General features: G+C 61.3%; 25 protein-coding genes. 6 read left to right on the forward strand and 19 right to left on the reverse strand.

Annotation, left to right across the window (positions count from 1 at the left end):
• Positions 1-16: 16 nt before the first annotated feature.
• The 6 genes from AC1DY9_RS13590 to AC1DY9_RS13615 all read right to left on the reverse strand — a co-directional run bounded on the left by AC1DY9_RS13590 (position 17) and on the right by AC1DY9_RS13615 (position 7,036).
• Positions 17-946, reverse strand: coding sequence for a 2-hydroxyacid dehydrogenase (locus tag AC1DY9_RS13590; RefSeq protein ID WP_477666799.1), 930 nt, complete (start codon positions 944-946; stop codon positions 17-19).
• A 36-nt stretch (positions 947-982) separates the two neighbouring features.
• A complete protein-coding gene (locus AC1DY9_RS13595; RefSeq protein ID WP_477666800.1) occupies positions 983-2,974 on the reverse strand; it encodes an acetyl/propionyl/methylcrotonyl-CoA carboxylase subunit alpha in 1,992 nt (663 codons plus the stop codon).
• Entirely contained in the window at positions 2,967-3,635 is a 669-nt protein-coding gene (locus AC1DY9_RS13600) for a DUF4126 domain-containing protein (protein WP_477666801.1), read from the reverse strand. The genes AC1DY9_RS13595 and AC1DY9_RS13600 overlap by 8 nt, the downstream gene beginning before the upstream one ends.
• Before the next feature lie 4 nt (positions 3,636-3,639).
• Positions 3,640-4,431, reverse strand: a complete 792-nt coding sequence (locus AC1DY9_RS13605) for an enoyl-CoA hydratase/isomerase family protein (RefSeq protein WP_477666802.1) — start codon at positions 4,429-4,431, stop codon at positions 3,640-3,642.
• 1 nt (position 4,432) lies between these two features.
• A complete protein-coding gene (locus AC1DY9_RS13610) occupies positions 4,433-5,281 on the reverse strand; it encodes an alpha/beta hydrolase family protein (RefSeq protein WP_477666803.1) in 849 nt (282 codons plus the stop codon).
• Between the two features lie 132 nt (positions 5,282-5,413).
• Positions 5,414-7,036: a carboxyl transferase domain-containing protein gene (locus AC1DY9_RS13615; protein ID WP_477666804.1), complete on the reverse strand. Its 1,623-nt coding sequence runs from the start codon at positions 7,034-7,036 to the stop codon at positions 5,414-5,416.
• A 181-nt stretch (positions 7,037-7,217) separates the two neighbouring features.
• Here AC1DY9_RS13615 and AC1DY9_RS13620 point away from each other — a divergent pair, with 181 nt between their 5' ends.
• Positions 7,218-8,276, forward strand: coding sequence for an AraC family transcriptional regulator (locus AC1DY9_RS13620; protein WP_477666805.1), 1,059 nt, complete (start codon positions 7,218-7,220; stop codon positions 8,274-8,276).
• On the opposite strand, the gene AC1DY9_RS13625 is transcribed toward AC1DY9_RS13620, so the two are convergent.
• The 3 genes from AC1DY9_RS13625 to AC1DY9_RS13635 form a co-directional block, all read right to left on the reverse strand.
• The gene (locus tag AC1DY9_RS13625) at positions 8,277-10,820 is read right to left on the reverse strand and encodes a S8 family peptidase (protein WP_477666806.1); all 2,544 of its coding nucleotides are present in this window, start codon (positions 10,818-10,820) and stop codon (positions 8,277-8,279) included.
• The gene (locus AC1DY9_RS13630) at positions 10,798-11,838 is read right to left on the reverse strand and encodes an AAA family ATPase (RefSeq protein WP_477666807.1); all 1,041 of its coding nucleotides are present in this window, start codon (positions 11,836-11,838) and stop codon (positions 10,798-10,800) included. The genes AC1DY9_RS13625 and AC1DY9_RS13630 overlap by 23 nt, the downstream gene beginning before the upstream one ends.
• A 153-nt stretch (positions 11,839-11,991) precedes the next feature.
• On the reverse strand, positions 11,992-12,237 hold the full coding sequence (locus AC1DY9_RS13635) for a hypothetical protein (protein WP_477666808.1): 246 nt from the start codon (positions 12,235-12,237) through the stop codon (positions 11,992-11,994).
• A gap of 89 nt (positions 12,238-12,326) precedes the next feature.
• Here AC1DY9_RS13635 and AC1DY9_RS13640 point away from each other — a divergent pair, with 89 nt between their 5' ends.
• Positions 12,327-13,304: a Bug family tripartite tricarboxylate transporter substrate binding protein gene (locus AC1DY9_RS13640; RefSeq protein ID WP_477666809.1), complete on the forward strand. Its 978-nt coding sequence runs from the start codon at positions 12,327-12,329 to the stop codon at positions 13,302-13,304.
• Between the two features lie 57 nt (positions 13,305-13,361).
• On the opposite strand, the gene AC1DY9_RS13645 is transcribed toward AC1DY9_RS13640, so the two are convergent.
• From AC1DY9_RS13645 to AC1DY9_RS13655, 3 genes are read right to left on the reverse strand one after another with little or no spacing between them, the layout of a single operon-like run.
• Positions 13,362-14,297, reverse strand: coding sequence for a hydroxyacid dehydrogenase (locus AC1DY9_RS13645; RefSeq protein ID WP_477666810.1), 936 nt, complete (start codon positions 14,295-14,297; stop codon positions 13,362-13,364).
• A 29-nt stretch (positions 14,298-14,326) separates the two neighbouring features.
• Positions 14,327-15,007 (reverse strand): RraA family protein, encoded by a 681-nt coding sequence (locus tag AC1DY9_RS13650; protein WP_477666811.1) that lies wholly within the window; start codon positions 15,005-15,007, stop codon positions 14,327-14,329.
• A 1-nt stretch (position 15,008) separates the two neighbouring features.
• Positions 15,009-15,977 (reverse strand): Bug family tripartite tricarboxylate transporter substrate binding protein, encoded by a 969-nt coding sequence (locus tag AC1DY9_RS13655; RefSeq protein WP_477666812.1) that lies wholly within the window; start codon positions 15,975-15,977, stop codon positions 15,009-15,011.
• Between the two features lie 111 nt (positions 15,978-16,088).
• Between AC1DY9_RS13655 and AC1DY9_RS13660 the strand changes: the two genes are divergently transcribed.
• On the forward strand, positions 16,089-16,844 hold the full coding sequence (locus AC1DY9_RS13660) for an IclR family transcriptional regulator (RefSeq protein WP_477666813.1): 756 nt from the start codon (positions 16,089-16,091) through the stop codon (positions 16,842-16,844).
• Positions 16,845-16,942: 98 nt separating this feature from the next.
• On the opposite strand, the gene AC1DY9_RS13665 is transcribed toward AC1DY9_RS13660, so the two are convergent.
• The 5 genes from AC1DY9_RS13665 to AC1DY9_RS13685 all read right to left on the reverse strand — a co-directional run bounded on the left by AC1DY9_RS13665 (position 16,943) and on the right by AC1DY9_RS13685 (position 20,438).
• Positions 16,943-17,167: a DUF6500 family protein gene (locus AC1DY9_RS13665; protein ID WP_477666814.1), complete on the reverse strand. Its 225-nt coding sequence runs from the start codon at positions 17,165-17,167 to the stop codon at positions 16,943-16,945.
• Positions 17,168-17,175: 8 nt separating this feature from the next.
• Positions 17,176-17,535, reverse strand: coding sequence for a DUF1801 domain-containing protein (locus AC1DY9_RS13670; RefSeq protein WP_477666815.1), 360 nt, complete (start codon positions 17,533-17,535; stop codon positions 17,176-17,178).
• Between the two features lie 148 nt (positions 17,536-17,683).
• Positions 17,684-17,983, reverse strand: coding sequence for a hypothetical protein (locus AC1DY9_RS13675; protein ID WP_477666816.1), 300 nt, complete (start codon positions 17,981-17,983; stop codon positions 17,684-17,686).
• Positions 17,984-18,031: 48 nt separating this feature from the next.
• Positions 18,032-19,189, reverse strand: coding sequence for a formyltransferase family protein (locus AC1DY9_RS13680; protein ID WP_477666817.1), 1,158 nt, complete (start codon positions 19,187-19,189; stop codon positions 18,032-18,034).
• A gap of 88 nt (positions 19,190-19,277) precedes the next feature.
• The gene (locus AC1DY9_RS13685) at positions 19,278-20,438 is read right to left on the reverse strand and encodes an aminotransferase class V-fold PLP-dependent enzyme (protein WP_477666818.1); all 1,161 of its coding nucleotides are present in this window, start codon (positions 20,436-20,438) and stop codon (positions 19,278-19,280) included.
• A 342-nt stretch (positions 20,439-20,780) separates the two neighbouring features.
• Here AC1DY9_RS13685 and AC1DY9_RS13690 point away from each other — a divergent pair, with 342 nt between their 5' ends.
• The 3 genes from AC1DY9_RS13690 (at position 20,781) to AC1DY9_RS13700 (ending at position 25,028) form a co-directional block, all read left to right on the forward strand.
• A complete protein-coding gene (locus tag AC1DY9_RS13690; RefSeq protein WP_477666819.1) occupies positions 20,781-22,307 on the forward strand; it encodes a sensor histidine kinase in 1,527 nt (508 codons plus the stop codon).
• The gene (locus AC1DY9_RS13695; RefSeq protein WP_457282848.1) at positions 22,304-22,990 is read left to right on the forward strand and encodes a response regulator; all 687 of its coding nucleotides are present in this window, start codon (positions 22,304-22,306) and stop codon (positions 22,988-22,990) included. Before AC1DY9_RS13690 ends, AC1DY9_RS13695 begins: the two co-directional genes overlap by 4 nt.
• A gap of 94 nt (positions 22,991-23,084) precedes the next feature.
• Positions 23,085-25,028, forward strand: coding sequence for a potassium transporter Kup (locus AC1DY9_RS13700; protein WP_477666820.1), 1,944 nt, complete (start codon positions 23,085-23,087; stop codon positions 25,026-25,028).
• Positions 25,029-25,288: 260 nt separating this feature from the next.
• On the opposite strand, the gene AC1DY9_RS13705 is transcribed toward AC1DY9_RS13700, so the two are convergent.
• Both AC1DY9_RS13705 and AC1DY9_RS13710 read right to left on the reverse strand, forming a co-directional pair.
• Positions 25,289-25,666 (reverse strand): YciI family protein, encoded by a 378-nt coding sequence (locus AC1DY9_RS13705; protein WP_457282846.1) that lies wholly within the window; start codon positions 25,664-25,666, stop codon positions 25,289-25,291.
• Complete coding sequence (locus AC1DY9_RS13710) at positions 25,663-25,875, reverse strand: hypothetical protein (protein ID WP_457282845.1); 213 nt, start codon at positions 25,873-25,875, stop codon at positions 25,663-25,665. Before AC1DY9_RS13710 ends, AC1DY9_RS13705 begins: the two co-directional genes overlap by 4 nt.
• Positions 25,876-25,924: the final 49 nt, after the last annotated feature.

The following is a 25,924-nucleotide window of genomic DNA, read 5'->3' on the forward strand; positions in this document are numbered from 1 at the left end:
CGCTTCAACGGTCACTTCAATAGCCACGCAGTGGATCAACAATACCAGCAACCCGCTCCCCGCGTTCGACGGCACGCACCTTGCCCGCAATCTGGGTGATGCTTTCCTCGCGCAACGTGCGGGCCGAGGTGTGCGGGGTTACCGTGACCTTCGGGTGTTTCCAGAAAGGGTGGTCTGCCGGTAACGGCTCGGTGTGAAACACATCCAGCGTGGCGCCCGCCAGGTGGCCGTTGTCGATCAGCGTGATCAGGTCGCCATCGACCAGGTGGCTGCCGCGCGCCACGTTGATGACATAGCCGCCCGGCCGCAACCGCGACAGCGTGTCCAGGTTCATGATGCCCCGCGTTTCAGACGTCAGCGGAAGCAGGCACACCAGGATGCGGCTGGCCGCCAGGAAATCCTGAAAACCCTGCCCGCCCGCATCGCCCGAAAAACACTGCACGCCCTCAATCGTCTTGGGCGACCGGCTCCAGCCATTGACCGGGAAGTCAAACTGCGCCAGCGCGCGGCCGACGCGCTCGCCCAGCACGCCCAGGCCCATCACGCCAATGGGGTAGTCGGTGCGCAGGCGCGGCTTGCGGTACGACCACTTGCCTTCGGCAATATCGGCCTCATAACCATCGAGCTCGCGAAAGTGGCGAATCACCGCATGGCACACAAACTCGGCCATCTGCACGGACATGCCGGCATCGTCCAGCCGCACCACCGGTACGCCGGCTGGCAGCCGCAGCTTCATCAGCGCATCGACACCGGCGCCAATGTTGAAGATGCCTTTGAGCTTTGGCTGCTCGTCAAAGAACTGCTGGGGCGGCGCCCAGACCACCGCGTAGTCGGCCGGCGCCGCGCCGGCGGACCACAACTCCACCTGCGCATCGGGAAACTCGGCCTTCAGGCCGTCTACCCAAGGCTGGGGTTTGATATCGGAACAGCAAAAACTGATGCGCATGAAGAAAATCCCGTTTGAATCAAAGCAAAGTAAAAATCAAACGGCTATTTTCAACAATTCCGAACCCTCGCTCACCTGGTCGCCCGGCGCATACAGCAACTCCTGCACTACACCATCGGCCGGCGCGGCAATGGTGTGCTCCATCTTCATGGCTTCCATCACTGCCAGCGGCTGGCCCTTGCTCACCTTGTCACCGGCCTTGACGGCAAACGACACCACCTTGCCCGGCATGGGCGCCGTGAGGCGGCCGCCTTCGGCCTGCGCTTCACCCGCATGGGCCAGCAGGTCGATGGAAAGGATTTGCGTGGCGCCTTTGGCGGTGAACACATGGTCCAGCTCGCCCTGGGCATACACGGCAGCCGTCATGCGCTGGCCGGCAAACTGCACGTCAATGCCCTGGGCGGTTTCGGCAAACACCAGCGGGCCCGATGCCTCGCCCATCGTGAGGCGCAGCGCACCGTCGTGCAGATAGGCAAGCGTTGCCTTGGCGGGTTCGCCGTGAAATTCAAACTCAAAGCGGCGCTCCATCACACCATGCGAGCGCCAGCCATCGCGGCGGCTGAAAGGGTCTGCGCCTTCCAGGGCCCGCTCATCCAGCAGGGCTTTGGCCACCGCCGCCGCACCCGCCATGGCCAGGCCCACCGGCTCCTGCCTGAAGAGCACAGCTTCTTCGCGCTGGATCAGCGCGGTGTCGAGGTTGGCTTTGGCAAACGACGGGCTGCGCACCACATAGCGCAAGAACTGCACATTGGTGCTCAGGCCGACGATGCGGGTCTGCGCCAGCGCGTCGTCCAGCCGGGCCAGCGCTTCTTCGCGCGTGGCGCCATGCACGATGAGCTTGGCCACCATGGAGTCGTAATACGGCGAAATCGCGTCGCCTTCGCGCACGCCGTCATCCACCCGGACCTGTCCTCTTTCAAACGCCGTATGCACCGGCTTCTTGTAGACATGCAGTGTGCCGGTAGCAGGCAGAAAGTTGTTGTCGGGCGTTTCGGCGCAGATGCGCGCTTCGATGGCATGGCCGTGGATTCGCAGTTGCTCTTGCGCCAGCGGCAGTTTTTCGCCTGAGGCCACGCGCAGTTGCCACTCCACCAGGTCAAGGCCGGTGATGGCTTCGGTCACCGGGTGCTCCACCTGCAGTCGTGTGTTCATTTCCATAAAGAAAAAATTCATGGAGCCATCTGCGCGCTGCTCAACAATGAATTCCACCGTACCCGCGCCCACGTAATTCACAGCACGCGCAGCGGCCACAGCGGCCTCACCCATCTGCTTGCGCATGGCTTCCGTCATGCCGGGCGCTGGCGCCTCTTCCAGCACCTTCTGGTGGCGGCGCTGCACCGAGCAGTCGCGCTCAAACAGGTAAACGTAATTGCCATGCGTGTCGCCGAACACCTGGATTTCGATGTGGCGCGGGCGCTGGGCATATTTTTCCACCAGCACCGCGTCATCACCAAAGCTGTTGATGGCCTCGCGTTTGCACGATGCCAAAGCGGCGTCGAAGTCTTCCGTCTTGTCGACAGCGCGCATGCCCTTGCCGCCGCCGCCTGCGCTGGCCTTGATCAGCACCGGGTAGCCAATGCGGTCAGCCTCGCGTTTGAGCAGCGCCGGGTCCTGATCGCTGCCGTGGTAGCCGGGCACCAGCGGTACGCCGGCTTTTTCCATCAGCTGTTTGGACTCGGCCTTCAGGCCCATGGCCTTGATGGCCGACGCCGGTGGGCCGATAAAGACCAGCCCTGCGTCGGCACAGGCCTGGGCAAATTCCTCGTTCTCGCTCAGAAAACCATACCCCGGGTGGATTGCCTCGGCGCCCGTGGCTTTGGCCGCTTCAATGATGCGTTCCCAGCGCAGATAGCTGTCTTTGGGTGCGCTACCGCCGATGTGCACAGCCTCGTCGCAAAAGCCAACATGCTTCGCACCCGCATCGGCATCGGAATACACCGCGACAGATTGAATGGCCATGCGGCGCGCAGTTGCTGCAACGCGGCAAGCGATCTCGCCTCTGTTGGCAATAAGAATTTTTTTAAACATGGTCGTTCTTTGAGAAAGGAGACTTCAAGGTAAATGCGGAAGTGGTGCCGGGGTCGGGCCGCCCGCTGAAGATGCGGGCCACGCGGATAAACAGCTGACGCAGGAACCGCCAGCAAACGCGGATCAGCCAGATGCTGAGCGCCAGCACCAAAGCCAGCACCACCACAAACACCAGCGGGTGGGCAATCGCCAGCCACAGGCCGGCCGGCACCAGCGAGTCTTCGACCAGCGAGGCGCCAATATTGCTGAAAGGCTCGGGCGAGGTGTTGATGGCTGCGCGCGTGGTGGCCTTGGCGGCAAAGCTGGTAGCGGCCAATGTGCCGCCCAGCAGCGCCGCTACCAACGCGCCGAGGCCGTTGTCAGCGCCAAACACGGCGGCGGCCAGCGCCGCACCCGCAGGGATGCGGATCACGCCGTGCACCACATCCCACAGCGAATCAAGACCCGGAATTTTGTCGGCAAAAAATTCAATGAACACCATGAAGCCACTGATGCCCAGCACCACCGGGTTGGACAGCAGGTGCAGGCCCTGCGGAAGCTCTACCCAGCCCATAAAGCCGGCCAGACCGGTCAGCAGCACGACAAGGTACAGGCGCACACCACTGGCCCAGCCCAATGCACCGGCGAGAGCAATCAGTTGTGCGGTGTCCAGCGTGTTCATGGCGTCATTCGGGTTTTGAAGGCAGCCACGAGGGCTTGCGTTTTTGCAGGAAGGATTGAACCCCCTCACGCCCTTCCGGGCTCACGCGCACATCGGCAATGCTTTCCACCGTCATCTGCACCAGGTCCGGCGTGATGGGCTGGCCGCCCACGTCCTGCACCAGTTGTTTGCACAGCTTCACGGCCTCCGGGCCGGCGTTGACAAGGGCCTTCACCATCTCGGCCACCTTGGCGTCCAGTACGTCGGCCGCCACCACTTCATGAACAAAACCAATGCGCAAGGCCTCCGCCGCATCAAAACGCTCGGCCGTGAGGAAGTAACGGTGCGCGGCCCGCGCGCCCATGGCGCGAATCACATACGGGCTGATGGTGGCGGGTATCAGGCCCAGCTTCACCTCACTGAGGCAATACCCTGCCGTGTCCACCGACACAGCCATGTCGCAAGCCGCCACCAGGCCCATGCCACCGGCATACACGTCGCCCTGTATGCGGGCAACCACCGGCTTGGGGCATTCATAAACAGCCTGCAGCATGGTCGCCAGGCGGCCCGCGTCTTCCAGGTTTTGCGCATGGGTGTAGTCGGCCATGCTGCGCATCCAGTTCAGGTCGGCACCTGCGCAAAAGGCCGGGCCGTTGGCCGCCAGCACAACGCAGCGCACCTCGTCGTGCATGCCCAGCTCGACAAAAGCCTGGGTCATCTCGGCAATGACCTCCTGGTTGAAAGCATTGCGCACGTCGGGGCGGTTCAGTGTGACGGTCGCCACCAGCGCCTCGATCTGGATGTTCAGATGATTCATCTCATTTGTCCTTTCCGGCTGGCTTGCTAAAGCCCACGGTATCAAGAAACTCGGCAACCCGCGGCTGCCACACCTCGGGAAAGCGGGAAAACAGGCTGTGCCCGTCTTCGCCATGCGGAGGGTATTGCGTCATCTCGGCCTTGCCACCCGCAGCCACATAGGCGTCGAACCACTCCCTTGGCAGCTTCGGGCCAGAGTACATGTCGTTTTCGGTATAGACCCAGAGCATGGGGATGCGCGCCGTTGCCCCGTAGTCGCGAAACAGGCGTTCCAGCATTTGCGGCTGGCAGGGTTGTTGCGGGTGGGTTTTGGGGTTGCCTCCCCCGCCTCCGGCGAAATTAATGCTGGCCTGCACACCCGGCGGGTTGAGCGCAGCGACGGTAGCCGCCGTAGTTCCGCCGTACGATTGCCCCATCACAACAGCCCGGTTCTTCGCAGCGTCCGGACGTTGCCGCACGGCCTCAAGCACCGCCAGAGTCTGCGCAGCCGCAGCCGCATAGCCCGGTGGATAGTTCTTGCGATTACAGGCACCGCTGTATTCCACGTCCTCGCCACCGCTCACGCCGTAGCCGATACGTGTCGGTACGGCGACGATAAAGCCGCGCTGGACAAAAAACTTCGACGCGTTGCTGAACCGTGCCCGCCCGACTTTCACCCGGTCTTCCGGCTCGACAGCACGCCCGTGGTTGAGCACCAGCACCGGGGCCGGCCAGGGATTCACGCCGTCAGAGAAGACGGTCACCTTGATGGTGTGCTCGATCGTCTTGCCGTACGCGTCGACCACCTTCACCGGCAAGTCGAACTGGTCTTCACGCAAGCGAGCCTGCGCGGTGCCGGTGGTGACAAGCATTGCGGCACATAACAGGAAGGGCCAAAGTCGATACTGTTTCACGTCAATACCTTTTTGGCCATTTCTTTCCCACACGATTTCCGTATGCTCAGAATGACGTAGGTGTTCATGGTCTTTATTCGCTCCGCAGGCTTACATGCGGAACACGCCAAACTTCGTATCCGGGATGGGCTGATTGAGCGTGGCCGACAGCCCCAGCGCCAGTACACGCCGCGTATCCGCCGGGTCAATCACGCCGTCGTCCCAGCCGCGCGCGGTGGAGTAATACGGGTGCGACTGCTGGCCAAACTGGTCCAGCACCGGCTGCTTGAAGGTGGCCTCTTCTTCGGCGCTCCAGCTGCCGCCCTTGGCTTCAATCGCGTCGCGCTTCACGGTGGCCAGCACGCCGGCGGCCTGCTCGCCGCCCATGACGCAGATGCGCGCGTTCGGCCACATCCACAAGAAGCGCGGCGAATACGCCCGGCCGCACATGCCGTAGTTGCCGGCGCCGTAGCTGCCGCCAATGATCACGGTGAATTTGGGCACCTGGGCCGTGGCCACGGCCGTCACCATCTTGGCGCCGTGGCGGGCAATGCCTTCGGCTTCGTATTTGCGGCCGATCATGAAGCCGGTGATGTTCTGCAGAAACACCAGCGGCACCTTGCGCTGGCAGCACAGCTCGATAAAGTGCGCGCCCTTCTGGGCTGATTCGCTGAACAGAATGCCGTTGTTGGCGATGATGCCGACCGGCATGCCCTCAATGTGCGCAAAGCCGCAGACCAGCGTGGGGCCAAAGCGCGCCTTGAACTCATGGAACTCGCTGCCGTCCACGATGCGGGCAATCACCTCGCGCACGTCATACGGCTTTTTCGGGTCCACCGGAATCACGCCATGCAGCTCTTGCGGGCTGTGCAGCGGCGGCACCGGTGTGCGCAGGGCCTGGTCGAAGCGCTTGGTCTTGTTGAGGCTGGCCACCGCCTGGCGGGCCAGGGCCAGCGCATGCGCGTCGTTTTGCGCCAGGTGGTCTGCCACGCCTGAAAGGCGCGTGTGCACATCTCCACCGCCCAGATCTTCCGCTGAAACGATTTCGCCAATGGCCGCCTTCACCAGCGGCGGGCCGCCCAGAAAGATGGTGCCCTGGTTCTTGACGATGATGGTTTCGTCGCTCATGGCCGGCACGTACGCGCCGCCGGCCGTGCAGCTGCCCATGACCACGGCAATCTGCGCAATGCCCTGCGCGCTCATGTTGGCCTGGTTATAAAAGATGCGGCCAAAGTGGTCGCGATCAGGAAACACGTCGTCTTGATTCGGCAGGTTGGCGCCGCCCGAATCGACCAGGTAGATGCAGGTGAGGTTGTTCTGCATCGCCACTTCCTGCGCGCGCAAATGCTTTTTCACCGTCATCGGGTAGTAGGTGCCGCCTTTGACCGTGGCGTCGTTGCACACGATCATGCAGTCGACCCCATTGACGCGGCCGATGCCGGTGATGACACCCGCGCAGGGTGCGCTGTCGGTGCCGTCACGGTCGGGGTACATGTCTTTGGCGGCCAGGGGGCCGAGCTCGAGGAAAGGCGTGCCCGGGTCCAGCAGCATCTGCACGCGGTCACGCGGCAGCAGCTTGCCGCGCGACACATGCCGCGCCCGCGTGGCCTCACCGCCGCCCAAGGCGGCCTTGGCGACTTGCGCGTTCAGGTCGTCTACCTGCGCCTGCATGGCGGCGGCATTGGCCTGAAAGTCGGCAGAACGGGCGTTGAGTTTTGTCTCCAGAGCGGGCATGGCAATTCCTGAAATACGGGTGAAAGGCGCTGAAACGGGGCTGGCCTGCGCCAGACCTTCGGGCGCGTGGGCCCTACCTTAGCGCCAGATTAGCGCTAAAGAGCCAGCTTAGCGAAAACCCGCCCCATCCACACAGCCAACGAGGTTGCAAATCCTGCCACGTGCGCGGAAAATTACCGCCATGCCCACGAAAGCCGCCACAAGGCCCACCAATCCGCCCAAAGCCGCCACGCCCATGGCCTTTGCCAGAAGCATTGCGGTCGCCTACAAGCGCCGCGGCCAAAGCCCGGCCGACGCCCTGAAACTGGCACAGATCACGCCAACCCATCTCAAGCAAGCCAGTGCCCACATCACCGCCCGCCAGATGGAGCTGCTTTCAGGCGCCGCCATGCAGGAACTGAACGACGAAGGCCTGGGTGCCTTCAGCCGCAAACTGCCCTGGGGCAGCTACGGCATGCTGGCCCGCGCATCCATCAGCTCACCCAACCTGGGCGTGGCCCTGAAACGCTGGTGCCGCCACCACGCACTGATTGCCGACGACATCACCCTGCGCGTCACCACCTCCGGCGACACCGCCGCCATCACGGTCGAAGAAAAAGACCCCGGCCAGGTCGGTGAGTTTGCTTTGGTTCACGTGCTGCGCAATATCCATGGCCTGGCCTGCTGGTATGTGGATTCGCGCATTCCGCTGCAAGGCGCGAGATTTCCGTTTGCCGCGCCACCGCATGTGGAGGCCTATGGGCTGATGTTCCCCGGGCCGCTGCAGTTCAACGCCGCGCAGGCAGAGATCCGGTTTGACGCGCGCTACCTGGGCTTGCCGCTGCGCCGTGATGAAAAGGCTTTGCAGCAAATGCTGCAGCGCGCCCTGCCGCTCACGGTGCTGCAGTACCGGCGAGACAGATTGTTGGTGGAACAGGTGCGGCAGGCACTGGCGAATCCTGCGGTGGCTTCGCACAATGCGGAGACTTTGGCGACCGCGCTGAATATGTCTGCGCGCTCGTTGCACCGACAGCTTCAGGAAGAAGGGGCTTCGCTGCAGCAGCTTAAGGATGAAGTGCGGTTTGAGAAGGCGAAGGAGTTATTGCTGCGAACCTCAAAGCCGATCAAGCAGGTGGCGGAGGCTTCGGGGTTTCGGAATGAGAAGAGTTTTATTCGGGCGTTTCGGGAGTGGGCAGGGATAGTACCGGGAGAATTCAGAAACAAACTACAGCCAGTCACCAACTACTTGATGATCAAGTAGTTATACGGCCACCTCAACAGGTACCCCAGCTTGAAGTTCAATCTGCTGTGCTACCGGAGTGTAAAGATCCACCTCAGTTTCGGGTGTTCTTATTGAAACGATGAGGCTATAGCGAGCAGGAAGATCATACCGCTCTTGCGCCTGGCGAGTCCGCCACCAGCCCATCGCGGGATATACGGCGATAAAGCCGCGACTGGCCAACTCAGCTGCGGTTCCGACCCAAACATCTTGATGGAGTGAGCCTCGGTGCCGCTTCCTCTCCCCCAAAATCCAGTGAGGATCCTTTGAGTCGGCCGCGTCCCCACCATCCTCATGATCGTTTTCGACTGCAGCGTTAATACGAGCGACAAAATCTTCGGTAGTTGGATCCAGCGGACGCTGAACATCAAAGCGAAGGCGATGGGAAGGATAGTGAAATTTTGATGCGGTTCCACGGGCTGAAGGATTAGGCTCGATGAAATATGAAAGCGTAATTCGAAGCTCTACTTTAGTAGCAGGAGGAAGTGCTTGTAGCTGATCTTTAGGCCAAGGCAATGAGTGCAAATTCATATGTCGACTTGCCATCTTTCCTTTATCTTTTTTATAGGGGCGCACAAGATCCTCAGCAATTAATGTGAGTGAATTGCCAGCACTCCACAGTGCGCGGTCGAGATTCGGAGCACCCCATCCGCAATGACGGATGAGGTGAATGTGATCTGACTTGTTTGGCGTGCCATGCGCCGGCAGATAAGCCCCCCGCATCGCATCAGTCCACTCGGCCGAATGCACGATCAGACCGCGAACGGTTTCCGGACGCAGCGCAGGATAGGACTTCATGATCTGCGCCGCCATTCGGGCAGCCAAAGCGGAGGCCGCGCTCGTTGCGTTTGTCGTAGTAAACATCCGCTCGACAGGTAAGTTATTTGTCGTTAACAAATGAAGACTAGAAATACCTGCAGACCCTAAATCACTTTTCCCAGCATTCCCCCCCTCAAACACCACATCCGGCTTCAAAGGCCATGCTTGATCCCAATCTCCGGAGGTGGTCGTATATGGACTAAGTCCACCGACCCCAGCGATGGGCTGGTAATGCTGAGCATCGGCTTCAGATATGGCAACTTTGTTTGTGTACGCCCCAACCGTGAGTGCGTTCCATGCTTGCCCTGGATCACGGACGCGATTTGTGGTCAAACTATCGGGGTACGCACTCCATGCTGCCTCGTCTTCAGTATTGCCAGCAGATAAAACGAACAAACGAGGAAACTGACCATTTCCGTCAAAGTCAGCGGCAAGCCTGTCCACTGTCGCCGACCAGGAAGAGGGCCGACCTCTGTCTCGATCATCTGAAGAAGTTACGGCAGAGGTAAAAACTCTTGACCGGTTCGGTGCCGAAATCTCAGGCCGGCTAACAGCCTCAGCAAACAAGTAGCCGTGATGCTTGGCGTCACCTTCATTGGCACCTTGCTCCGGGGTCAACTTTACGGACTCGAGTCGGTGCCCCACATACACCGGAGCAGCTGACGCCAAGGCATCAATCAGATCTCCAAACGCAACCAGTCCGGCAAGGCCCGATCCATGGTTAGCGGTGTCGTCCGTTCCCCAAGCGACATTTACCGTGTGCAAGTCGCCGCTAGCAATTAACGGCGCCAATAATGGATGCCCTCGATTAACGCCCGAATCCAACAGGCACACACGCGGTGTTTCGTCACCCTCATCTGGCGAGTTGAGTTTTGCTAGGGTTTCACCAACCCATTCTTGCTGCTCCAATGGAGCCATGCCATCAAAGAACTCCGCCGTATCCTTCGCTTTGCGCAGTTCCGCGACGCAATTTAGCGTCATAACTGAAGTTGTCAATTGCTTTTGCGACCCAAACATAAGCACAACAGTCCGCTCTGGGAAGTTGAGTTGGTGATCGCCTACTTGGCAATTAGCCAGTGCGGCTAATTTTCGAAAGTCTGCGACCACTTCATTTCGCGCACCGCGAACAGGAAGCCAAACCTCCCACCAAAAAGCTTCATTTGGATCTTCCGGCAACGCTAGCTCATCCGTCCATAGCGCATCAAGCTCAGCGCCTCTTATTGAGGATATTGCGTTCAAGAGCGTCCCGTGATCGATCAGGTCGCCATTTTTATTTTTTCTTTCTGCCAAATACTCTGCAACATACTTCTCGAAGTGCTCTAACTTCCCGTCTGGCACGAAGACATTTGCTACTGTGACGTCGCCTTCTGTCTTAACACTGAACACCTCTATATGTTTTTTTTGATTCTTGCCGCGCTCATCGCCAAGGCTTTCAAATGCAAGAGCGACGTCAGGTAGCCCGACAAACTGAACCTGCAGACCTAACCCACTTTGAAGTCCGGCTTCCTCTTGAGCTTTGATCGCTTGCTCCGCAGCAGGGCGAAGCTCAAGCAATTGCGCTCGCAATGCTGCTCCGTGCTGCGCACGATCTAGCTTGGGTACTTTTTTCGCCCCATCTCTACCAAGAGAATGAGCGACAAAGGATCGCGCCTGGGCCGTATTTGCTGCAACAAGATGACGACGTTTATCGGGATTTTGTTCCGGCATGGGTTGAGATAGATTTGTTGTTGTGACTCAACTTTTCGCCTATGAGCCGTCGCTCCTCCAGTGCCCCCTCTAAGGCCATGGATTGCACCGTTTCGCGCTCATGCATGATTGCATCTTTAATGGAAGCGTCAACTGCTCGGCAAATCTCGGCGTAACTCAATCCATCTACCTTTGCGCCTAGCCCGGTTTTTTTGAATGGTTTCGGAGCAAATGGTCCTAATCTCGATCGAATCAAACTAATCGCTTGCGTTGGCGTTGGCAACTGATATTCGATCACGTCGTCAAACCGTCTGAACAACGCGTAGTCGAGCACTTCCGGATGATTAGTTGCAGCAATGATGAGACTGTTTGAGTGGTCATGCTCAATCATCTGCAGAAAACTGTTCAAGACCCGCCGAATTTCACCGACGTCATTTGCCATTCCGCGTTGTGAGCCAATGGCGTCAAATTCATCAAAAAAATAGACGCCGCGAACGTCCGCAATCGCATCGAAGACCTGCCGAAGCTTTGCTGCGGTCTCCCCCATAAATTTCGTAATCAGAGAATCTAGACGTACTAAAAACAACGGAATCGCTAACTCTCCGGCGAGCGCCGAAGCAGTCATAGTTTTTCCCGTCCCAGGTGGACCTACTAACAATAGCTTGCGACGCGGAGCCAGGCCGTACTCCTTGATCTTGGATAGTAATTTTTGCTCTTTTACGATCCGCTGCAATTGATTGGATGACACATCTTCAAGGACCATATCGGACAGTCGATTCGCCGGATAAGTCACAGTCAGAAGAGTTGAGAGTTCGCCCTTTGGTTTTGCAACACTTCCAATCGCGACCAACTTTCCAGTGGCGTCGCGAGCAAGACGAGTCTTTGCGGAATCAATCAAGTCGCGAAGTTCACCCGCCAATTTTCCGTGGCCAACCTTAGCTTCATGCGCAGCAACTTGCATGGCGACGGAATAAAACTGCGCGTCGTCGCGACTGGTATGCGACTTAATAAGCGCCTTGAGTTGTTCTGAGCTAGCCACGGTGATCGATCTTGTTTGTCAGGTTAAACGTAATTGGATTTTGTACGCGAATCGTGCCCTCATGTCGACTTTTCGCATCAAAAAAGGGCTTTCGGCCTTTTTTCCCCTTGGAGTAGCACCGAATCCTCCCAAAACGTTAGCCCAGACCGACTTTCACGACCCGGCGACCTGCCTCTCCCCCGAAGCAATATCCAGCATCATCTCGCTAGCCGGCGTCCCCAGCTCCTTCTGCAACGCCTCCACCTTGAAGGTCTGCTTGCCTGAGACGCCGCTGCGCACAGCGTCGGCTTGAATACTCTCGATGCTGATGCCGCCCTCGGCGAGCATCTTTATCAAATGCTGACGATGCCCACCGGTTTTCGCCCTCAAGTTGAACTTCTGAAACGTGCTCGCAGGCATACAAATTGCATCCCCACGCGCTGAGCGGAGCAAGGTTTGCAGAGCGCGAACTGGCGACGCCCGGCACCCCCCAACTCTGAAAGCGACCCATGTCATTCACCCGCACAGCTTGCCTGGCCCTTTGCGCCGCATCCAGCCTGACTCTGGCCGCTCCCTCCTTCGCGCAAGAGCCCTACCCCAGCCACCCGGTCAAGGTCATCGTTGCGCTGCCGGCTGGCGGCAGCGTCGACATGGTGGCGCGCCAGGTCAGCCAGCAGCTGACCACCGACCTGGGCCAGCCCTTTGTGGTGGACAACCGTGCTGGCGGCTCGGGGCAGATTGGGGTGCCGGTGGTGGCCAAGGCGGTGCCGGATGGCTACACCATCATGGTGTCGCCGGCGTCTTTTCTGACGACGAACAAGAGCATCTTCAAGACGCTGCCCTACAACCCCGAAACCGACTTTGTGGCGGTGACCAAGCTGGTCAACCAGGCCATGGTGCTGGTGGTGAACGACAAGGCAAAGTATGGAACGCCGGCGAGCATTCTGGCGGCGGCCAAGGCCAACCCGGGCAAGCTGACGTATGCCTCTTCAGGTGACGGGAGCCCGCAGCACCTGGCGGGGCTGATGTTTGAAAGCCAGACCGGCGCGAAGCTGCTGCACGTTCCCTACAAGGGCGGTGCGCCGGCGATTACCGACCTGATCGGCGGCGTGGTGGACATGGCCTTTGCCCCGCTGCCGGAAGCGCTTCCGCACATCAAGTCGGGCAAGCTGCATGCGGTGGGTGTGCTGAGTGAGAAACGGGCCATTTCTGCGCCTGACATTCCCACGCTGCGTGAAGGCGGCGTGAACAATGTGGTGCTGTCGGCGTGGATCGGCCTGCTGGTTCCCGCCAAAACGCCGCAGCCGGTGATCGACAAGCTCAGCAAATCCGCGAAGGCGTTTTTGAGGGGCGATGCCAAAACCAAACTGCTGGAAATCGGCATGGAGCCGGCGCCCGATGAGGCCAAGCCCCTGGCGCAAGTGATTTCAGAAGAGATTCGCATCCACGCCGATCTGGTGAAAGCCGCCGGCCTGGTGCCGCAGTAAAAAGCAAAAGGCGCTGGCCGGGCTGGGCGCATGCCCCAAGTAGCCGTCGATAAGTAGCTAAACCAAAGCCCCAGCGGTAACGCCTTCAATCACGCTTCGCACATTGCCTGCAGCCGCAACGCCCATGTTCACATACGCGTTGCTCGTGACACCGCCGATATGTGGGCTCAGGACGAGACCCGGCTCGTTCTGGAAGGGGTGCCCTGGCGCCATGGGTTCCACGCTGAAGCTGTCCAGGCCCGCTGAATGGACTTGTCCGCTGCGAAGGCCTTCGAGCAAAGCGGCCTCGTCTACCAGCCCGCCGCGCGCCGTGTTGACGATGATCACACCCCTCTTGCACTTGGCCAGCGTGGCGCCATTCAGCAGGTTGCGGTTCTCGTCAGTCAGCGGGCAATGCAGCGAAATCACGTCTGCGTTTTGCCAAAGCGTTTCCAGCTCGATCCGTGTCATGAATTCCGGCAGCTCTTTGGCGTAAGGGTCATAGCCCAATACCTCCATGCCCAACGCACTCGCCATGCGTGCAAAGCGCAGCCCGATGGCGCCCAGGCCCACAAGCCCGACAGTCTTGCCATACAGTTCCACGCTCTTGTGAGTGGCCTTGTCCCAGTGGCCGGCGCGCATGCGCGCGTCCAGCACGGGAATTGACTTTGCACAGGCGAGCATCAATGCCAGAGCCTGTTCGGCGACGGCATTGGCGTTGGCGCCGGCCGCGGCACGCACTTCGACGCCCCGCGCGGCGGCGGCCACCTTGTCGATGGTGTCGGTGCCGCTGCCGTGCTTGGAAATCACGCGCAGGGATGGCGCCGCGGCGATGGCAGCAGACCCCACCTTGCTGTAGCGCACGATGATGCCCACCGGGTCGTATCGCTTGCAGAGGGCGACGATGTCTTCTTCAGTTGGCGTCTTGCCGGCGTAGATGACTTCGTAGCCTTGCAGAAGTGCCAGCGCTTCGGGTGCAAGGTCTGCCGCAGTGACAAGAATGACGGGTTTCATGACGGCTTTCATGACAGGTTGCCCGTTGCTCACAGCGACTCGCCTTCTTTGAGTACGCCGGCACTGCGCAGTGCTGATTCCAGCCACTTCGCCGCCGTGTCGCCTTTTTTGATCGCCGCTATCCGTGCGTTTTCGTCAGCCACCTTCTTCACAGCGGCCGGCAGCAGGGATTCGATCTTCTCGCGTTCAACGACGACAACGCCGTCCGCGTCGCCCATCACGAAGTCGCCCGCATGCACGGTGACACCGCCTGCCGTCACGGGGTGGCCGATGCGCCCCGGGCAGGTTTTGGTGGGGCCGTTCGGGTTGTACCCGGCCGCAAAGACAGGAAAATCCATTTCGTCGATTTCGAGGGTGTCGCGGACTGCGCCGTCAATGACCACACCGGCGATACCCAGCTGTTTGCAGGCGGTCATCATGATGGTGCCCATCAGCGCGGCGGTGAGGTCACCCTTGCCGTCAATGACCAACACATCACCCGGCTGCGCCAGTGACATGGCCGCGTGAATCATCAGGTTGTCGCCAGGGCGAACTTCAACGGTGAAGGCCGTTCCGGCAAATTTCATGCGGGGGCGCAATGCCTTGATACGCCCGTGCATGGCGCCCCGGCGGCCGGCCACGTCGGCCAGGATGGCGGGCTGGAATGCAGCGGCTTGGCGCACAACGGCGGCCGGCACGCGGTCAAATTTGCGGATGATGTCTTGTGTCATGTCAATCTACTTTCGCACCGGATTCTTTAACAATCTTGCCCCAGCGGGTGATGTCTTCCCGGATCAGTTTGCTGAATTGCTCCGGCGTGCTCCCCTCCACGTCGGCGCCCTGGTCGCGCAGCTTCTTGCGCAGGTCTGCCGCCTGCAGCGCCTTGTTGATGTCGGCGTTGAGTTTGGCGACGACATCCTTTGGCAGGTTCGCAGGCCCGGCGATGCCGAACCAGGTCACGGCCTCGAAGCCCTTGTAGCCGGACTCGGCAATGGTCGGCACCTGCGGCAGGTCTTCGGTGCGTTTGGCCGAGGTGACGGCGATGGCGCGCATCTTCCCGTTCTTGATGTGGCCGATGAGCGTGGGGATAGAGGACACATAGAGCTGCACCTGCCCGCCAATCAGGTCGGTGGCGCCCTGCGCCGCGCCCTTGTACGGCACGTGCGTCAGCTTGACGTCTGCGGCCTTCTGGAAGGATTCGGTTGCAAGGTGCGCAACGGTGCCGTTGCCGGAGGTCGCGTAGTTCAGGGAGCCGGGTTTGGCCCTGGACGCCGCAACGATGTCGGCGAGCGTCTTGTACGGCGAATCCGCCGCGACGACGATGACCAGGGGCGCACTCGCCACGAGGCTCACGGGCGTGAGGTCCTTCACGGGGTCATACGGAAGTTTGGCATACAGGCTGGTGTTGATGGCCAGGTTGCTGGTCTGGCCGAGCACCAGCGTGTAGCCGTCTGCCGGCGACTTCGCCACGGCGTCCACGCCGAGGTTGCCGCCAGAGCCCGGCTTGTTGTCAACGATGAAGGTGTAGCCCGAGCCCGTGACCTTGTTCGTGACTTCGCGGGCAATGATGTCGGTGCCGCCGCCGGCCGGGAACGGGACAACGAGGCGGATGGGTTTGGTGGGCCAGGCCTGCGCAAAGGCACCAGTGGCCAGGGAACACGCGATGGCAGCGGCCAGCACGCAACGGCGGGAAAGTTTCATGAATATGTCTCCAAGGCTCCGCTTTAAAACAATAGCTGCGGTATGGATGTGACTGTAGGCGCGCGTTGCACGCCATACAATACCGTTTCATACAGTGAACCATGGTGCGGCATGCGCAACGATCCAGCAAATGAGCCAGTTGAGGCGGGCGGCGGCGTCATCGCGGTGACGCGGGCGCTCTCGCTGATGGAAGCTTTTGAGGTGGGCGAGTCGACGCTTTCGCTGGCGGAATTGAGCCGGCGCTCACACATGCACAAGACGACGGTGCTGCGCCTGGCGCGCACGCTGGCCTTGTCGCAGTACATGGTGCAGGCCGACGACGGCCAGTGGCGGCTGGGGCCGGCCGCCGGCTGGCTGGGTGCGCGCTACCAGGCCGGGTTCGACGTCAACCGCATCGTCGAGCCCACGCTGCACGCGCTCGTCGAGGCAAGCGGTGAGAGCGCGTCGTTCTACGTGCGCGAAGGCGACATTCGCGCCTGCGTGGCGCGCGTCGAAGGGCCGCAATCGGTGCGGCACCACGTTCGTGTCGGCGAGCGGCTGCCCTTGAACAAGGGCGCGCCGGGGCGTGTGATCCTGGCATTCAGCGGCGCAGCGGGAGAACCCTACGAGTCGATCCGAGAGCAGGGGTACCAGATCTCGATGGGCGAACGCGAAGCCGAAGTGGCCAGTGTGGCGGCGCCGGTGTTCGGCCTTAACTGGCGATTGCTGGGGTCCATCTGCATCTCGGGCCCGAGTGCGCGGCTGTCAAAAACCAAACTGATGAAGCACGCAAAAAGCGTCATCCGCGCGGCGAACCAGCTGTCGTATGCACTCGCCGGAAGCAAGTCGGCTCAGACGCCACGGGCGGTGTCGCGCTGGCATCCTTGAAAGCGGCTTGTGAGCTGTCTCGCAATCGTCTGAGAAGGATAAAGGTGCCTGGGGCGGATATGGCCCTGGAGGACGCTTACATCAAGGCGCGGTTTTTCTCAATCGACCGCTTCCTGCTCAACCAGACGCCTGATCTTCAACGCTTTCTCAAAGTGGTCCAGCCGGTGCGTTTGGATCCACCATTTTGCGGCTTCCATCAGGAGTTCCGGGTTGTCATTCTTGTTGGCAAAAAACGCGTAGAAAGACACGCCGACGTTTTCGCCTTTCTCTCTGATCTTGTTTTCGCAAACATCGATTATTTTCTGTTTCAGGTGGGCGCGCATTTGCATCCTCACGCCTTCGCCGACATCTTGAGCGCCAAAGCAAGATAGTCACGAACATGTTTGCCCGTGATGTCTTCAACTGATGCCAATTTGATGTGGCGACGGAATTTGCCTTCGCCCTCGAGCACTTTGAACTTGTCCGGCAGTGATGCGCCCTCGCCGAACTCCAGGGAGACGTGTTTTGCGTATGAGAACACCCCACAAAACGGCTTTACAGCGGAGAACAGGAGCCCACCGTATTTCACCTCTTCAGAGATCGAGGAATCCAGGCCAAGGATGATTTTTCTCAGTGCTTGCACAAGCTCGAAGCGTTCAGAATCAAGAAGACGTATGTCGTCGAGTAATTTTGAGATGCGGTCATTGGTCATGGTTTCAGGATTTGTAGTATTGCTTGAACTCAGGGCTATTACAGCAAATCATGATTTTCGTTACTGCCACCACTCTCAGCCACCACGCCGGACAAACCGAATCTCAGCTGACTTGCCGGCAACCTGCCGCCCTTCCAAGCGAAATATCTTAAAACTCGCGCACGATCAACCAGGCACACAAGCCCACCACCAGAACCCCGGCAGCGACAAGCCCGGTCATTGTGGACATCCGGCGCTGGCGTTGACTGCATGGCAGGCAGTAATTGAAGGTTGCGCCTTTGTAGTGAGGCAGAGGCAAGAGCAGACCCGACCCGCCGCAGGCGTAACACCTGCCCTGCGCATTCCTCCGCTTGCCCCGGCGGTCACGCCACACCTGGATGATGAGCCCAACGATGGGAAGCACACCCAAGCCCCCAACAACCAGCACCGCCACAACGATTTCAACCATTGCTATTCCGTACTCTTAGCTCACTTCATGCCCGAGATGCGTATTGACTTACCCGACAGCAAGCTGCCGCTCCCCCAACGCAATATCCAGCATCATCTCGCTGGCCAGGGTACCCAGTTCCTTCTGCAACGCCTCCACCGACAACTTGGCCGGTACCAGCAAATGCGCCTCGACCTTGAAAGTCTGTTTGCCTGAGACGCCGCTGCGCACGATGTCGGTGTGAATGCTCTCGATGCTGATGCCGCGCTCGGCCAGCATCTTTGTCAGGTTGCTGACGATGCCCAGGCGGTCTTCGCCTACCAGCTCGAGTTCAAACACGCGCAGGGCGGCGGGGGTGTTGGCGCCGTCGCTCTTTGCCACCACCACTTGCAGGCCGCTGGACTGCAGGCCGCGCAGTGAGTTGGCGAGGTTGTCGGCGTTTTCGCGCGGGACTTCGAAGTGGACCATGCCGGCGAATTCACCGGCCAGGCGTGTCATGCGGCTGGCGGCCCAGTTGGCGCCGAAGCGTTGGGCTTTGTCGGCCAGAGAGCTGACGATGCCTTGCCGGTCTGTGCCGACGATGGAGACGACCAACGATGTGTTGGCGGATGAGACCTCTTCGGTCAGCACCACGGCCTTGCGCAGCATGGGCGCGCGGGTGGCGAAGGCCGGGTCTTGCACGTCGGCGGGCAGGCTGCCTTGCAGGCGGGCGTGGTGCACGACTTTGCTGAGCAGCGCCAGGCCCATGGGCGCCAGGGCGCGTTCCCACAGTTCGCGGGCGGTTTCGCCTTTCTTGACAAAGCACCAGTCTTGCGCGGCGATGGCGCCGGCGTCCCAGCCGTCGGCCAGGTGATAGACGGAGCCGCCGGCAATCGGGTCGCCTTCCAGAATCGTCCATTCAACGGCTGCGATGCCGCGGTGGCGTGGCAGCAGCGAGGGGTGGTAGCCGATGCCACCCAGGCGCGAGCGCGCAAGGGCGTCGTCGCTCACGCGGGCATGCGTGTGCGCGGCGATGATGAGCTCGGTGCCTTCGGCAATCGCCTCGCCGGGCACAATTTTCGGGTTGGCCAGCACGTGCACGGGGATGCCGGCGGCGCGGCCGGCAATCGCCAGCCGGTCGTCTTCAGCCGGGGCGACGATGCTGGTGAACTCAATGCCTTCTTCTTTGCGAAGCGCCTCAAACACCGAGGCTGCGAAAAAACGGGAACCGACCAAAGCGCATTTCATTGATACGTCTCTTCAGGAATAAATGGATTGATAGAACGGAAGGAAGAAATAAAAAAGGGAGCCGAAGCTCCCGATGAGAAACAGCCGCTCAGGCCGCGACAGCCTGGCGCGCCTTCTCGGTCAGGCCGATCTGGTCGAGTGCGGCAGCGAGCTGGCCGACCGTGCGGTCAGACTGGTGCCATTTCTCGAGGCCAAACAGGCCGACGCGGAAGGTCTTGAAGTCGGCGCCCTCATCGCACTGCAGCGGCACGCCGGCAGCGGTTTGCAAACCTTGTGCAAGAAATTTTTTGCCGGACTGGATGTCTGGGTCAGTGGTGTAGCTGACGACCACGCCCGGGGCTTTGAAGCCTTCGGCGGCCACGCTGGGCAGGCCGCGGCTTTCAAACAGTTTGCGCACTTTGCTACCCAAGGCTTCCTGCTCGGCTTTGACTTTGGCAAAGCCGTAGTCTTGCGTTTCTTTCATGGCGGCGCGCAGGCGCGTGAGGGCGTCTGTGGGCAAGGTGGCGTGGTAGGCATGGCCGCCGTTTTCATACGTTTCCATGATCTGCATCCACTTCTTCAGGTCGCAGGCAAAGCTGGAGCTGGCGGTGCTGTCAATGGCGGCGCGGGCGCGCTCGCTGAGCATGACCATGGCGCAGCAGGGTGAGCTGCTCCAGCCTTTTTGCGGGGCGGAGATGAGCAGGTCAACGCCGGTGGCCTTCATGTCGACCCACATGGCGCCGGAGGCAATGCAGTCGAGCACAAAGAGGCCGCCGACGGCATGCACCGCCGCGGCCACGGCCTGCAGGTAGCTGTCGGGCAGGATCATGCCGGAAGCGGTTTCTACGTGCGGGGCAAAAACGAGTGCGGGCTTTTCTTTGGCGATGGCGGCGACCACATCGGCGATGGGTGCGGGCGCCCAGGGGGCTTGCGCGCCGGGGCCGGTCTGTTTGGCCTTGAGCACGGTGTGCGACGCGGGGATGTGGCCCATGTCAAAGATCTGCGTCCAGCGGTAGCTGAACCAGCCGTTGCGGATGACCATGACGTGCTTGCCACCCGCAAACTGGCGGGCCACGGCCTCCATGCCGTAGGTGCCGCTGCCGGGCACCAGGGCCACGGCGTGCGCCTTGTACACGTCTTTGAGGATGCGGGAGATGTCGCTCATCACGCCCTGGAAGCTTTTTGACATGTGGTTTAGGGCGCGGTCGGTGTAGACCACCGAAAACTCGAGCAGGCCGTCAGGGTCAACGTTGGGGATGAGTCCGGGCATGGTGTTGTCTCTCAAATCGTTATTAAAAGTCGGGCAGCCAGCTTAACAGGATGAGGCGATCTTGGCAGTGGGGTTATGCGTGGTGGCTGGAGGCCCCAGGGTGTGGGAGCGGCGTGGGAAGGCTGTGCGGCGGGCGCTCCAGGGGCACCGTCTGCTATTTATTTCATAGCGGCTCGCGCAGATTCTTATTGGGCTGCAGGCACTTTTTATAGGCAAAAGTTGATACAAATCAAGAATTTGGGCGGTTTGGGCGCCTTGCGGTGCACCACACCCGCCGCCACACCCCGCCAGCCCTTCCTGATGCAATCCTGATGCGGCCGATGGTACGCTGGGCTTCTGATGATGAAAGCTGCTGAACCCACACCCGCCACCGGTACAAGTTTGCGCCACTGGGCCATCGTGGCCCTGCTGCTGGCGGCCGCCACCGGCGGCGGGCTGCTGCTAGACAGGCAAGTCACGATTGCCAGCCAGGCCATGCTGTATGTGCTGGTCGTGGTGGTGGTGTCTTACACCATGGGCTGGAAGGAGTCCGTGACCTGCGCGATAGTGGCCGTGACCGCGCTGAACTACTTTTTTGTGCCGCCGCGTTTTACCTTTGAGGTGGAAAGCCGGGATCACCTGATTGCGATTTTCAGCATGCTGCTGGTGGCGCTGGCCATCAGCCACCTGTCTGCGCGGCTGCGGCGCGAAACGGCGGTGGCCCGGTTGAACGAAGAGCGGGCGCGCCAGCTGCAGGGCCTGGCCACACAGCTGGCAGCTGCAGCAAACGCTGAAGAAATTGCGGCACTGGGCCAGGCGGCGCTGGACGAGGCCTTTGAAGGCCCCTGCCTGCTGGGCACACGGCAAGCCGGCGGCGAACTCTCGAACGCCGCCGTGCTGGAGCCCTCAGTGCTGGACGGCATGAAGTGCTGCATGCGCGAAGCGGCCACGCTGGGGCCCGGCACCGGGCGCTGGCCGGGGCTGAACGCCTGGTACCTGCCGCTGGGCGACAAGACGCAGATGCACGGCGCGGCCCGGGTAGAGCCCGCACCGGCACACGACACCGGCGGGCGTGAGCATGCCGAGGCGCTGTGCGCGCTGCTGGGGCAGGCGCTGTGGCGGCTGCAGCTCAGCCAGTCGATGCAGGCGGCGCAGGGCGAGGCGCAACGCCAGCAGGTGCAAAGCACTTTTCTGGCGGCCATTTCGCATGACCTGCGCACGCCGTTGGCAACCGTGGTGGGCGCGGCATCAGCGCTGCAAACGCAGGGCGACAAGCTGGCCCCGGCCGAGCAGGCGCGGCTGCTGGGCAGCATTGTGAGTGAGGCCTCTTATTTATCGACCGTGACGGAGAACACGCTGCAGCTGGTGCAACTCTCCAACACCGCGCAGCCGCCGGCACGGCAATGGGAGTCGCCGGAGGAAATTGTCGGCACCGTGCTGGCGCGCGTGCGCAAGCGCGACCCCGAGCGCCGCATTACCTCCACCGTGCAGGCCGGGCTGCCGCTGATCAAGGCTGACCCGGTGCTGCTGGCGCAGCTGGTCGACAACCTGCTGGACAACGCGCTCAAATACAGCACGGGCGCGATTGAGTTGACAGTGGGCGAAGACAAGGGAAGCGAAGGCAACATCTTGCGGCTGACCGTGAAGGACAGCGGCCCGCAAATCGCAAAAGACAAGTACGAGGCCATCTTTGCGCCCTATGCACGCGGTGACCAATCCGGCCCGCGCGGCGCGGGCCTGGGACTGGCGCTGTGCCGGGCCATTGCAGAGGCGCACCAGGGCCGGCTCACTTTATCGTCGCGCCGTGATGTTGGCGAACCAGGTGAAGGCAATGTCTTTACGTTGACGCTGCCCATCGAGGCGCAGCAACCCGCGGGGATGCAGCCATGAGCCTGCGCCTTCTGGTGGTGGAAGACGACCGCGACCTGCGCGAGCTGATGCGCGCCTCGCTCTCGGTGGAAGGCTTTGAGGTGCAGACGGCCGTGTCGCTGAGCGAAGCCGCGGCGCTGGTGCGCAACGACCCGCCCGACGTGATTGTGCTGGACCTGGGCCTGCCCGACGGTGACGGCGCAGAGCTGGTGCAGGAGGTGCGGCGAAAGCATTCGCTGCCCATCCTCGTGGTGTCGGCCCGCCACCAGGAGGCGCAAAAAATCAAGCTGCTGGACGCGGGCGCCGACGACTACCTGACCAAGCCCTTCAGCGTGAGCGAGCTGCTGGCGCGCATACGCGTGGCGCTGCGCCACCGCGGCACGGCCCTGGCTGCGGCCGTAACGGTGCATGAACTTGATGGTTTGCGTGTGGACCTGACGCTGCACACCGCGCAGCTGCACGGCGAAACGCTGCACCTGACGCCCACCGAGTTCAAGCTGCTGGCGCGGCTGGTTCGCAGCGCGGGCCGCGTGGTGACGCACCGGCAGCTGCTGGCCGACGTGTGGGGGCCGGAGTACACCGAGCACGTGCATTACCTGCGGCTGTATATGGCGCAGCTGCGCGCCAAGATTGAGCAGGAACCGGCCGAGCCCCGGCATTTACTGACCGAAACCGGCGTGGGTTACCGGCTGGCGGTGGACTGAAACCGGCCTGAACGGCGGTTTCCTTACGCGCACTTATGCGTTCCTGATGCCTGCCGGCTGACAGTGAGGGCTTCTTCACTGCGGGATGGAATGTATGGGAAATGTCGCAACGACTGCGAATGCTGCTGCAGAGGGCCAGGCCACAGCCGCCAACAACACAACGCGTAAAAAAGGCCACCGCGAAGGCGTGGCGGCGCTGACGCTGGGCGCGCTGGGCGTGGTGTACGGCGACATCGGCACCAGCCCGCTCTACACCATGAAGGAAATCTTCAGCCCCGCCACGGGCGTGCCGCTGGATGCGCCTCACCTCATCGGCGCGGTGTCGGTGATTTTCTGGGGCCTGATGATGATCGTCACGCTCAAGTACATCCTGCTGATCTTGCGGGCCGACAACAACGGCGAAGGCGGCATCATGGCGCTGACCGCGCTGGCGGCCAAGGCGGCCGGGCACAACCCGAAAGCGCGCACCGCCCTGCTGCTGACGGGCGTGCTGGGCGCGGCGCTGTTTTACGGCGACAGCGTCATCACGCCTGCGATCTCGGTGCTCAGCGCGGTCGAAGGCCTGGAGGTAGTGACGCCCGCGCTCAAACCCTACGTGCTGCCGGTGTGCATGGCGGTGCTGGTGGGGCTGTTTGCGGTGCAGCGTTTTGGCACGGGCCTGGTCGGCAAGCTGTTTGGCCCGGTCATCGTGCTGTGGTTTGGCGTGCTGGCCTTTACCGGCGCGATTGAGATCGCGCAGCAACCCGGCATATTGGCCGCGCTGAACCCGCTGAACGCCATTCGCTTTTTGAGCGCGCAGGGTTGGCACATGTTTGTGGCAGTGGGCGCCATCGTGCTTGCCTTTACCGGCGCTGAAGCGCTGTATGCCGACATGGGCCACTTCGGCAAGCGGCCCATCCAGTTTGCCTGGGGCGGCCTGGTGCTGCCGGCACTGGCCATCAACTACATGGGCCAGGGCGCGCTGCTGATGCGCGACCCGGCGGCGCTGGAAAACCCTTTCTATCGCATGTTTGCCGAAGCCTGGCTGATTCCCGCCGTGGTGCTGGCTACGCTGGCTACGGTGATTGCATCGCAGGCCGTCATCTCGGGTGCTTATTCGATGACGCGGCAGGCCATACAGCTGGGCCTGCTGCCGCGCATGAGCGTGCTGCACACCTCGGCGCGCGAGGCCGGGCAAATCTACATGCCGGGCGTGAACTGGCTGCTGCTGGCGGCGGTGCTGGCCACGGTGCTCGGCTTTGGCAGCTCGTCTGCGATGGCTGCGGCCTACGGCATTGCGGTGACGATCACCATGCTGATCACTACCTTGCTGACCTTCTTTGTCATACGCCAGGGCTGGCGCTACCCCTTGCCGCTGGCGATTGCCGCCACCGCCGTCTTTGTGGCGCTGGACCTGCTGCTGGTGGTGTCGTGCATGCTGAAGTTCATGCAGGGCGGCTGGTTTCCGCTGGTGATGGGTGTGGCGATCTTCACCGTGATGGCGACGTGGCGGCGCGGACGCGAGTTGCTGGTAGAAAGCATCCGCCACGACGACCCGGAGCTGTTGCCCTTTGTGACGGCGCTGTCGGCCGACAGTGTGAACCGGGTACAGCGCACTGCGGTGTATGCGGTGGCCAACCCCGACACGGTGCCGCAGGCGCTGATGCACAACCTCAAGCACAACCAGGTCTTGCATGAACGCAACCTGATCCTGACGGTGGTGTTTCATGAAGTGCCGTGGATACCGTTTACCGAGCGCGTGCAGGTGCAGCCGCTGGCACCGGGTTTCTGGCGGGTAGAGGTGAACTACGGCTTCAAGAACACGCCCGACATTCCGAAAGCGCTGGAGCTGTGCAAGGCCCAGGGCCTGCCCATCAACCTGTTCGAGACCTCGTACTTTTTAAGCCGCGAAATCGTGGTGCCCACGCGCGGCTCGGGCATGGTGCACTGGCGCGAGGCGCTGTTCGCCCTGATGTCGCGCAACGCAGGCAGCGTGGCGGGGTTTTTCAAGCTGCCCAACAACTGCGTGATTGAGCTGGGGACGCGGGTGCAGATTTGAGGGAGCGGGCAAGTGCGCGAAGTCACTATCAAATTGATAGCTGGTTGCGCAGATTCCCATTGGGCTGCAGGCACTTTTAATGCCTGAAAACGCCTGTTTTTGGCACTTTCTTGTGCTCAAAAAGCACTCAGGCCAGTTTTCAGCTCACACGGAAACGCTATCAAAACAATAGCTGCTTGCGCCCGTTGTTATTGGGTCAGAGGCCTTTTTTGTGCCTGAAAATGGCCCAAAAAGGCCGGTCAGGCGCCCGCCCAGCCGCGTCAGGCCTTGCCGTCGTACTGCTCAAAGAAATCGATGGGGTGCATGTCGATGCGCCAGCCGGCCTGCTCGCCCAGCGTGGCCGCGGGATGCAGCGAGGCGGTTTTCACGGCTTCGTCGGGGTTGGCAGCGTCGATGATGAAAAAGCCGCCCACCAGCTCTTTGGCCTCCGTGAACGGGCCGTCGATCTTCTGCGTCTTGCTGCCGCGCGGCTGCAGGCGGATGGCGGGCTCGCCCAGCGAGGCGCTGACGCGCAGCTGGCCGGTGGCCTTGAGCTGGGCGTCCTTGGGCGGGCACTGGCTGACCAGGGCCTGCATGTCGGCGGGCGGCATGGCGGCGAATTCGGCGGGGTTGTAATAGGCGAGGCAAAGGTATTTCACGGTGTTTCCTTCAAAAAGTAGTTGCTGACACCTCTACGACGAATGGCTTCGACCGGAATCGACAGGCTGGCCACGGAAAATTCCGGCTTTATGCCAGATTCGGCCATGGTCGCATCATGGCGCATGTTGGAAGGCGGCAGCCCCAGCACAGCTGGCGCGGTAGCCCATACCCCGCGCAGCGATGACAGCCCGTAGACAATCAGGCACATTGATGCCAATGTGGAATGCATCCATGGCGATGAGTAAAAGCGGTTTCCC

Source organism: Polaromonas sp. P1_F6 (assembly GCF_056405695.1).

What these genes read in the sequence shown, in the direction of transcription:
- AC1DY9_RS13590 (WP_477666799.1), bottom strand. Translation starts at nt 946, where the DNA reads ATGCGCATCAGTTTTTGCTGTTCCGATATCAAACCCCAGCCTTGGGTA.
- AC1DY9_RS13595 (WP_477666800.1), bottom strand. Translation starts at nt 2,974, where the DNA reads ATGTTTAAAAAAATTCTTATTGCCAACAGAGGCGAGATCGCTTGCCGC.
- AC1DY9_RS13600 (WP_477666801.1), bottom strand. Translation starts at nt 3,635, where the DNA reads ATGAACACGCTGGACACCGCACAACTGATTGCTCTCGCCGGTGCATTG.
- AC1DY9_RS13605 (WP_477666802.1), bottom strand. Translation starts at nt 4,431, where the DNA reads ATGAATCATCTGAACATCCAGATCGAGGCGCTGGTGGCGACCGTCACA.
- AC1DY9_RS13610 (WP_477666803.1), bottom strand. Translation starts at nt 5,281, where the DNA reads ATGCTTGTCACCACCGGCACCGCGCAGGCTCGCTTGCGTGAAGACCAG.
- AC1DY9_RS13615 (WP_477666804.1), bottom strand. Translation starts at nt 7,036, where the DNA reads ATGCCCGCTCTGGAGACAAAACTCAACGCCCGTTCTGCCGACTTTCAG.
- AC1DY9_RS13620 (WP_477666805.1), top strand. Translation starts at nt 7,218, where the DNA reads ATGCCCACGAAAGCCGCCACAAGGCCCACCAATCCGCCCAAAGCCGCC.
- AC1DY9_RS13625 (WP_477666806.1), bottom strand. Translation starts at nt 10,820, where the DNA reads ATGCCGGAACAAAATCCCGATAAACGTCGTCATCTTGTTGCAGCAAAT.
- AC1DY9_RS13635 (WP_477666808.1), bottom strand. Translation starts at nt 12,237, where the DNA reads ATGCCTGCGAGCACGTTTCAGAAGTTCAACTTGAGGGCGAAAACCGGT.
- AC1DY9_RS13640 (WP_477666809.1), top strand. Translation starts at nt 12,327, where the DNA reads ATGTCATTCACCCGCACAGCTTGCCTGGCCCTTTGCGCCGCATCCAGC.
- AC1DY9_RS13645 (WP_477666810.1), bottom strand. Translation starts at nt 14,297, where the DNA reads ATGAAACCCGTCATTCTTGTCACTGCGGCAGACCTTGCACCCGAAGCG.
- AC1DY9_RS13650 (WP_477666811.1), bottom strand. Translation starts at nt 15,007, where the DNA reads ATGACACAAGACATCATCCGCAAATTTGACCGCGTGCCGGCCGCCGTT.
- AC1DY9_RS13655 (WP_477666812.1), bottom strand. Translation starts at nt 15,977, where the DNA reads ATGAAACTTTCCCGCCGTTGCGTGCTGGCCGCTGCCATCGCGTGTTCC.
- AC1DY9_RS13660 (WP_477666813.1), top strand. Translation starts at nt 16,089, where the DNA reads ATGCGCAACGATCCAGCAAATGAGCCAGTTGAGGCGGGCGGCGGCGTC.
- AC1DY9_RS13665 (WP_477666814.1), bottom strand. Translation starts at nt 17,167, where the DNA reads ATGCGCGCCCACCTGAAACAGAAAATAATCGATGTTTGCGAAAACAAG.
- AC1DY9_RS13670 (WP_477666815.1), bottom strand. Translation starts at nt 17,535, where the DNA reads ATGACCAATGACCGCATCTCAAAATTACTCGACGACATACGTCTTCTT.
- AC1DY9_RS13675 (WP_477666816.1), bottom strand. Translation starts at nt 17,983, where the DNA reads ATGGTTGAAATCGTTGTGGCGGTGCTGGTTGTTGGGGGCTTGGGTGTG.
- AC1DY9_RS13680 (WP_477666817.1), bottom strand. Translation starts at nt 19,189, where the DNA reads ATGAAATGCGCTTTGGTCGGTTCCCGTTTTTTCGCAGCCTCGGTGTTT.
- AC1DY9_RS13685 (WP_477666818.1), bottom strand. Translation starts at nt 20,438, where the DNA reads ATGCCCGGACTCATCCCCAACGTTGACCCTGACGGCCTGCTCGAGTTT.
- AC1DY9_RS13690 (WP_477666819.1), top strand. Translation starts at nt 20,781, where the DNA reads ATGAAAGCTGCTGAACCCACACCCGCCACCGGTACAAGTTTGCGCCAC.
- AC1DY9_RS13695 (WP_457282848.1), top strand. Translation starts at nt 22,304, where the DNA reads ATGAGCCTGCGCCTTCTGGTGGTGGAAGACGACCGCGACCTGCGCGAG.
- AC1DY9_RS13700 (WP_477666820.1), top strand. Translation starts at nt 23,085, where the DNA reads ATGGGAAATGTCGCAACGACTGCGAATGCTGCTGCAGAGGGCCAGGCC.
- AC1DY9_RS13710 (WP_457282845.1), bottom strand. Translation starts at nt 25,875, where the DNA reads ATGTGCCTGATTGTCTACGGGCTGTCATCGCTGCGCGGGGTATGGGCT.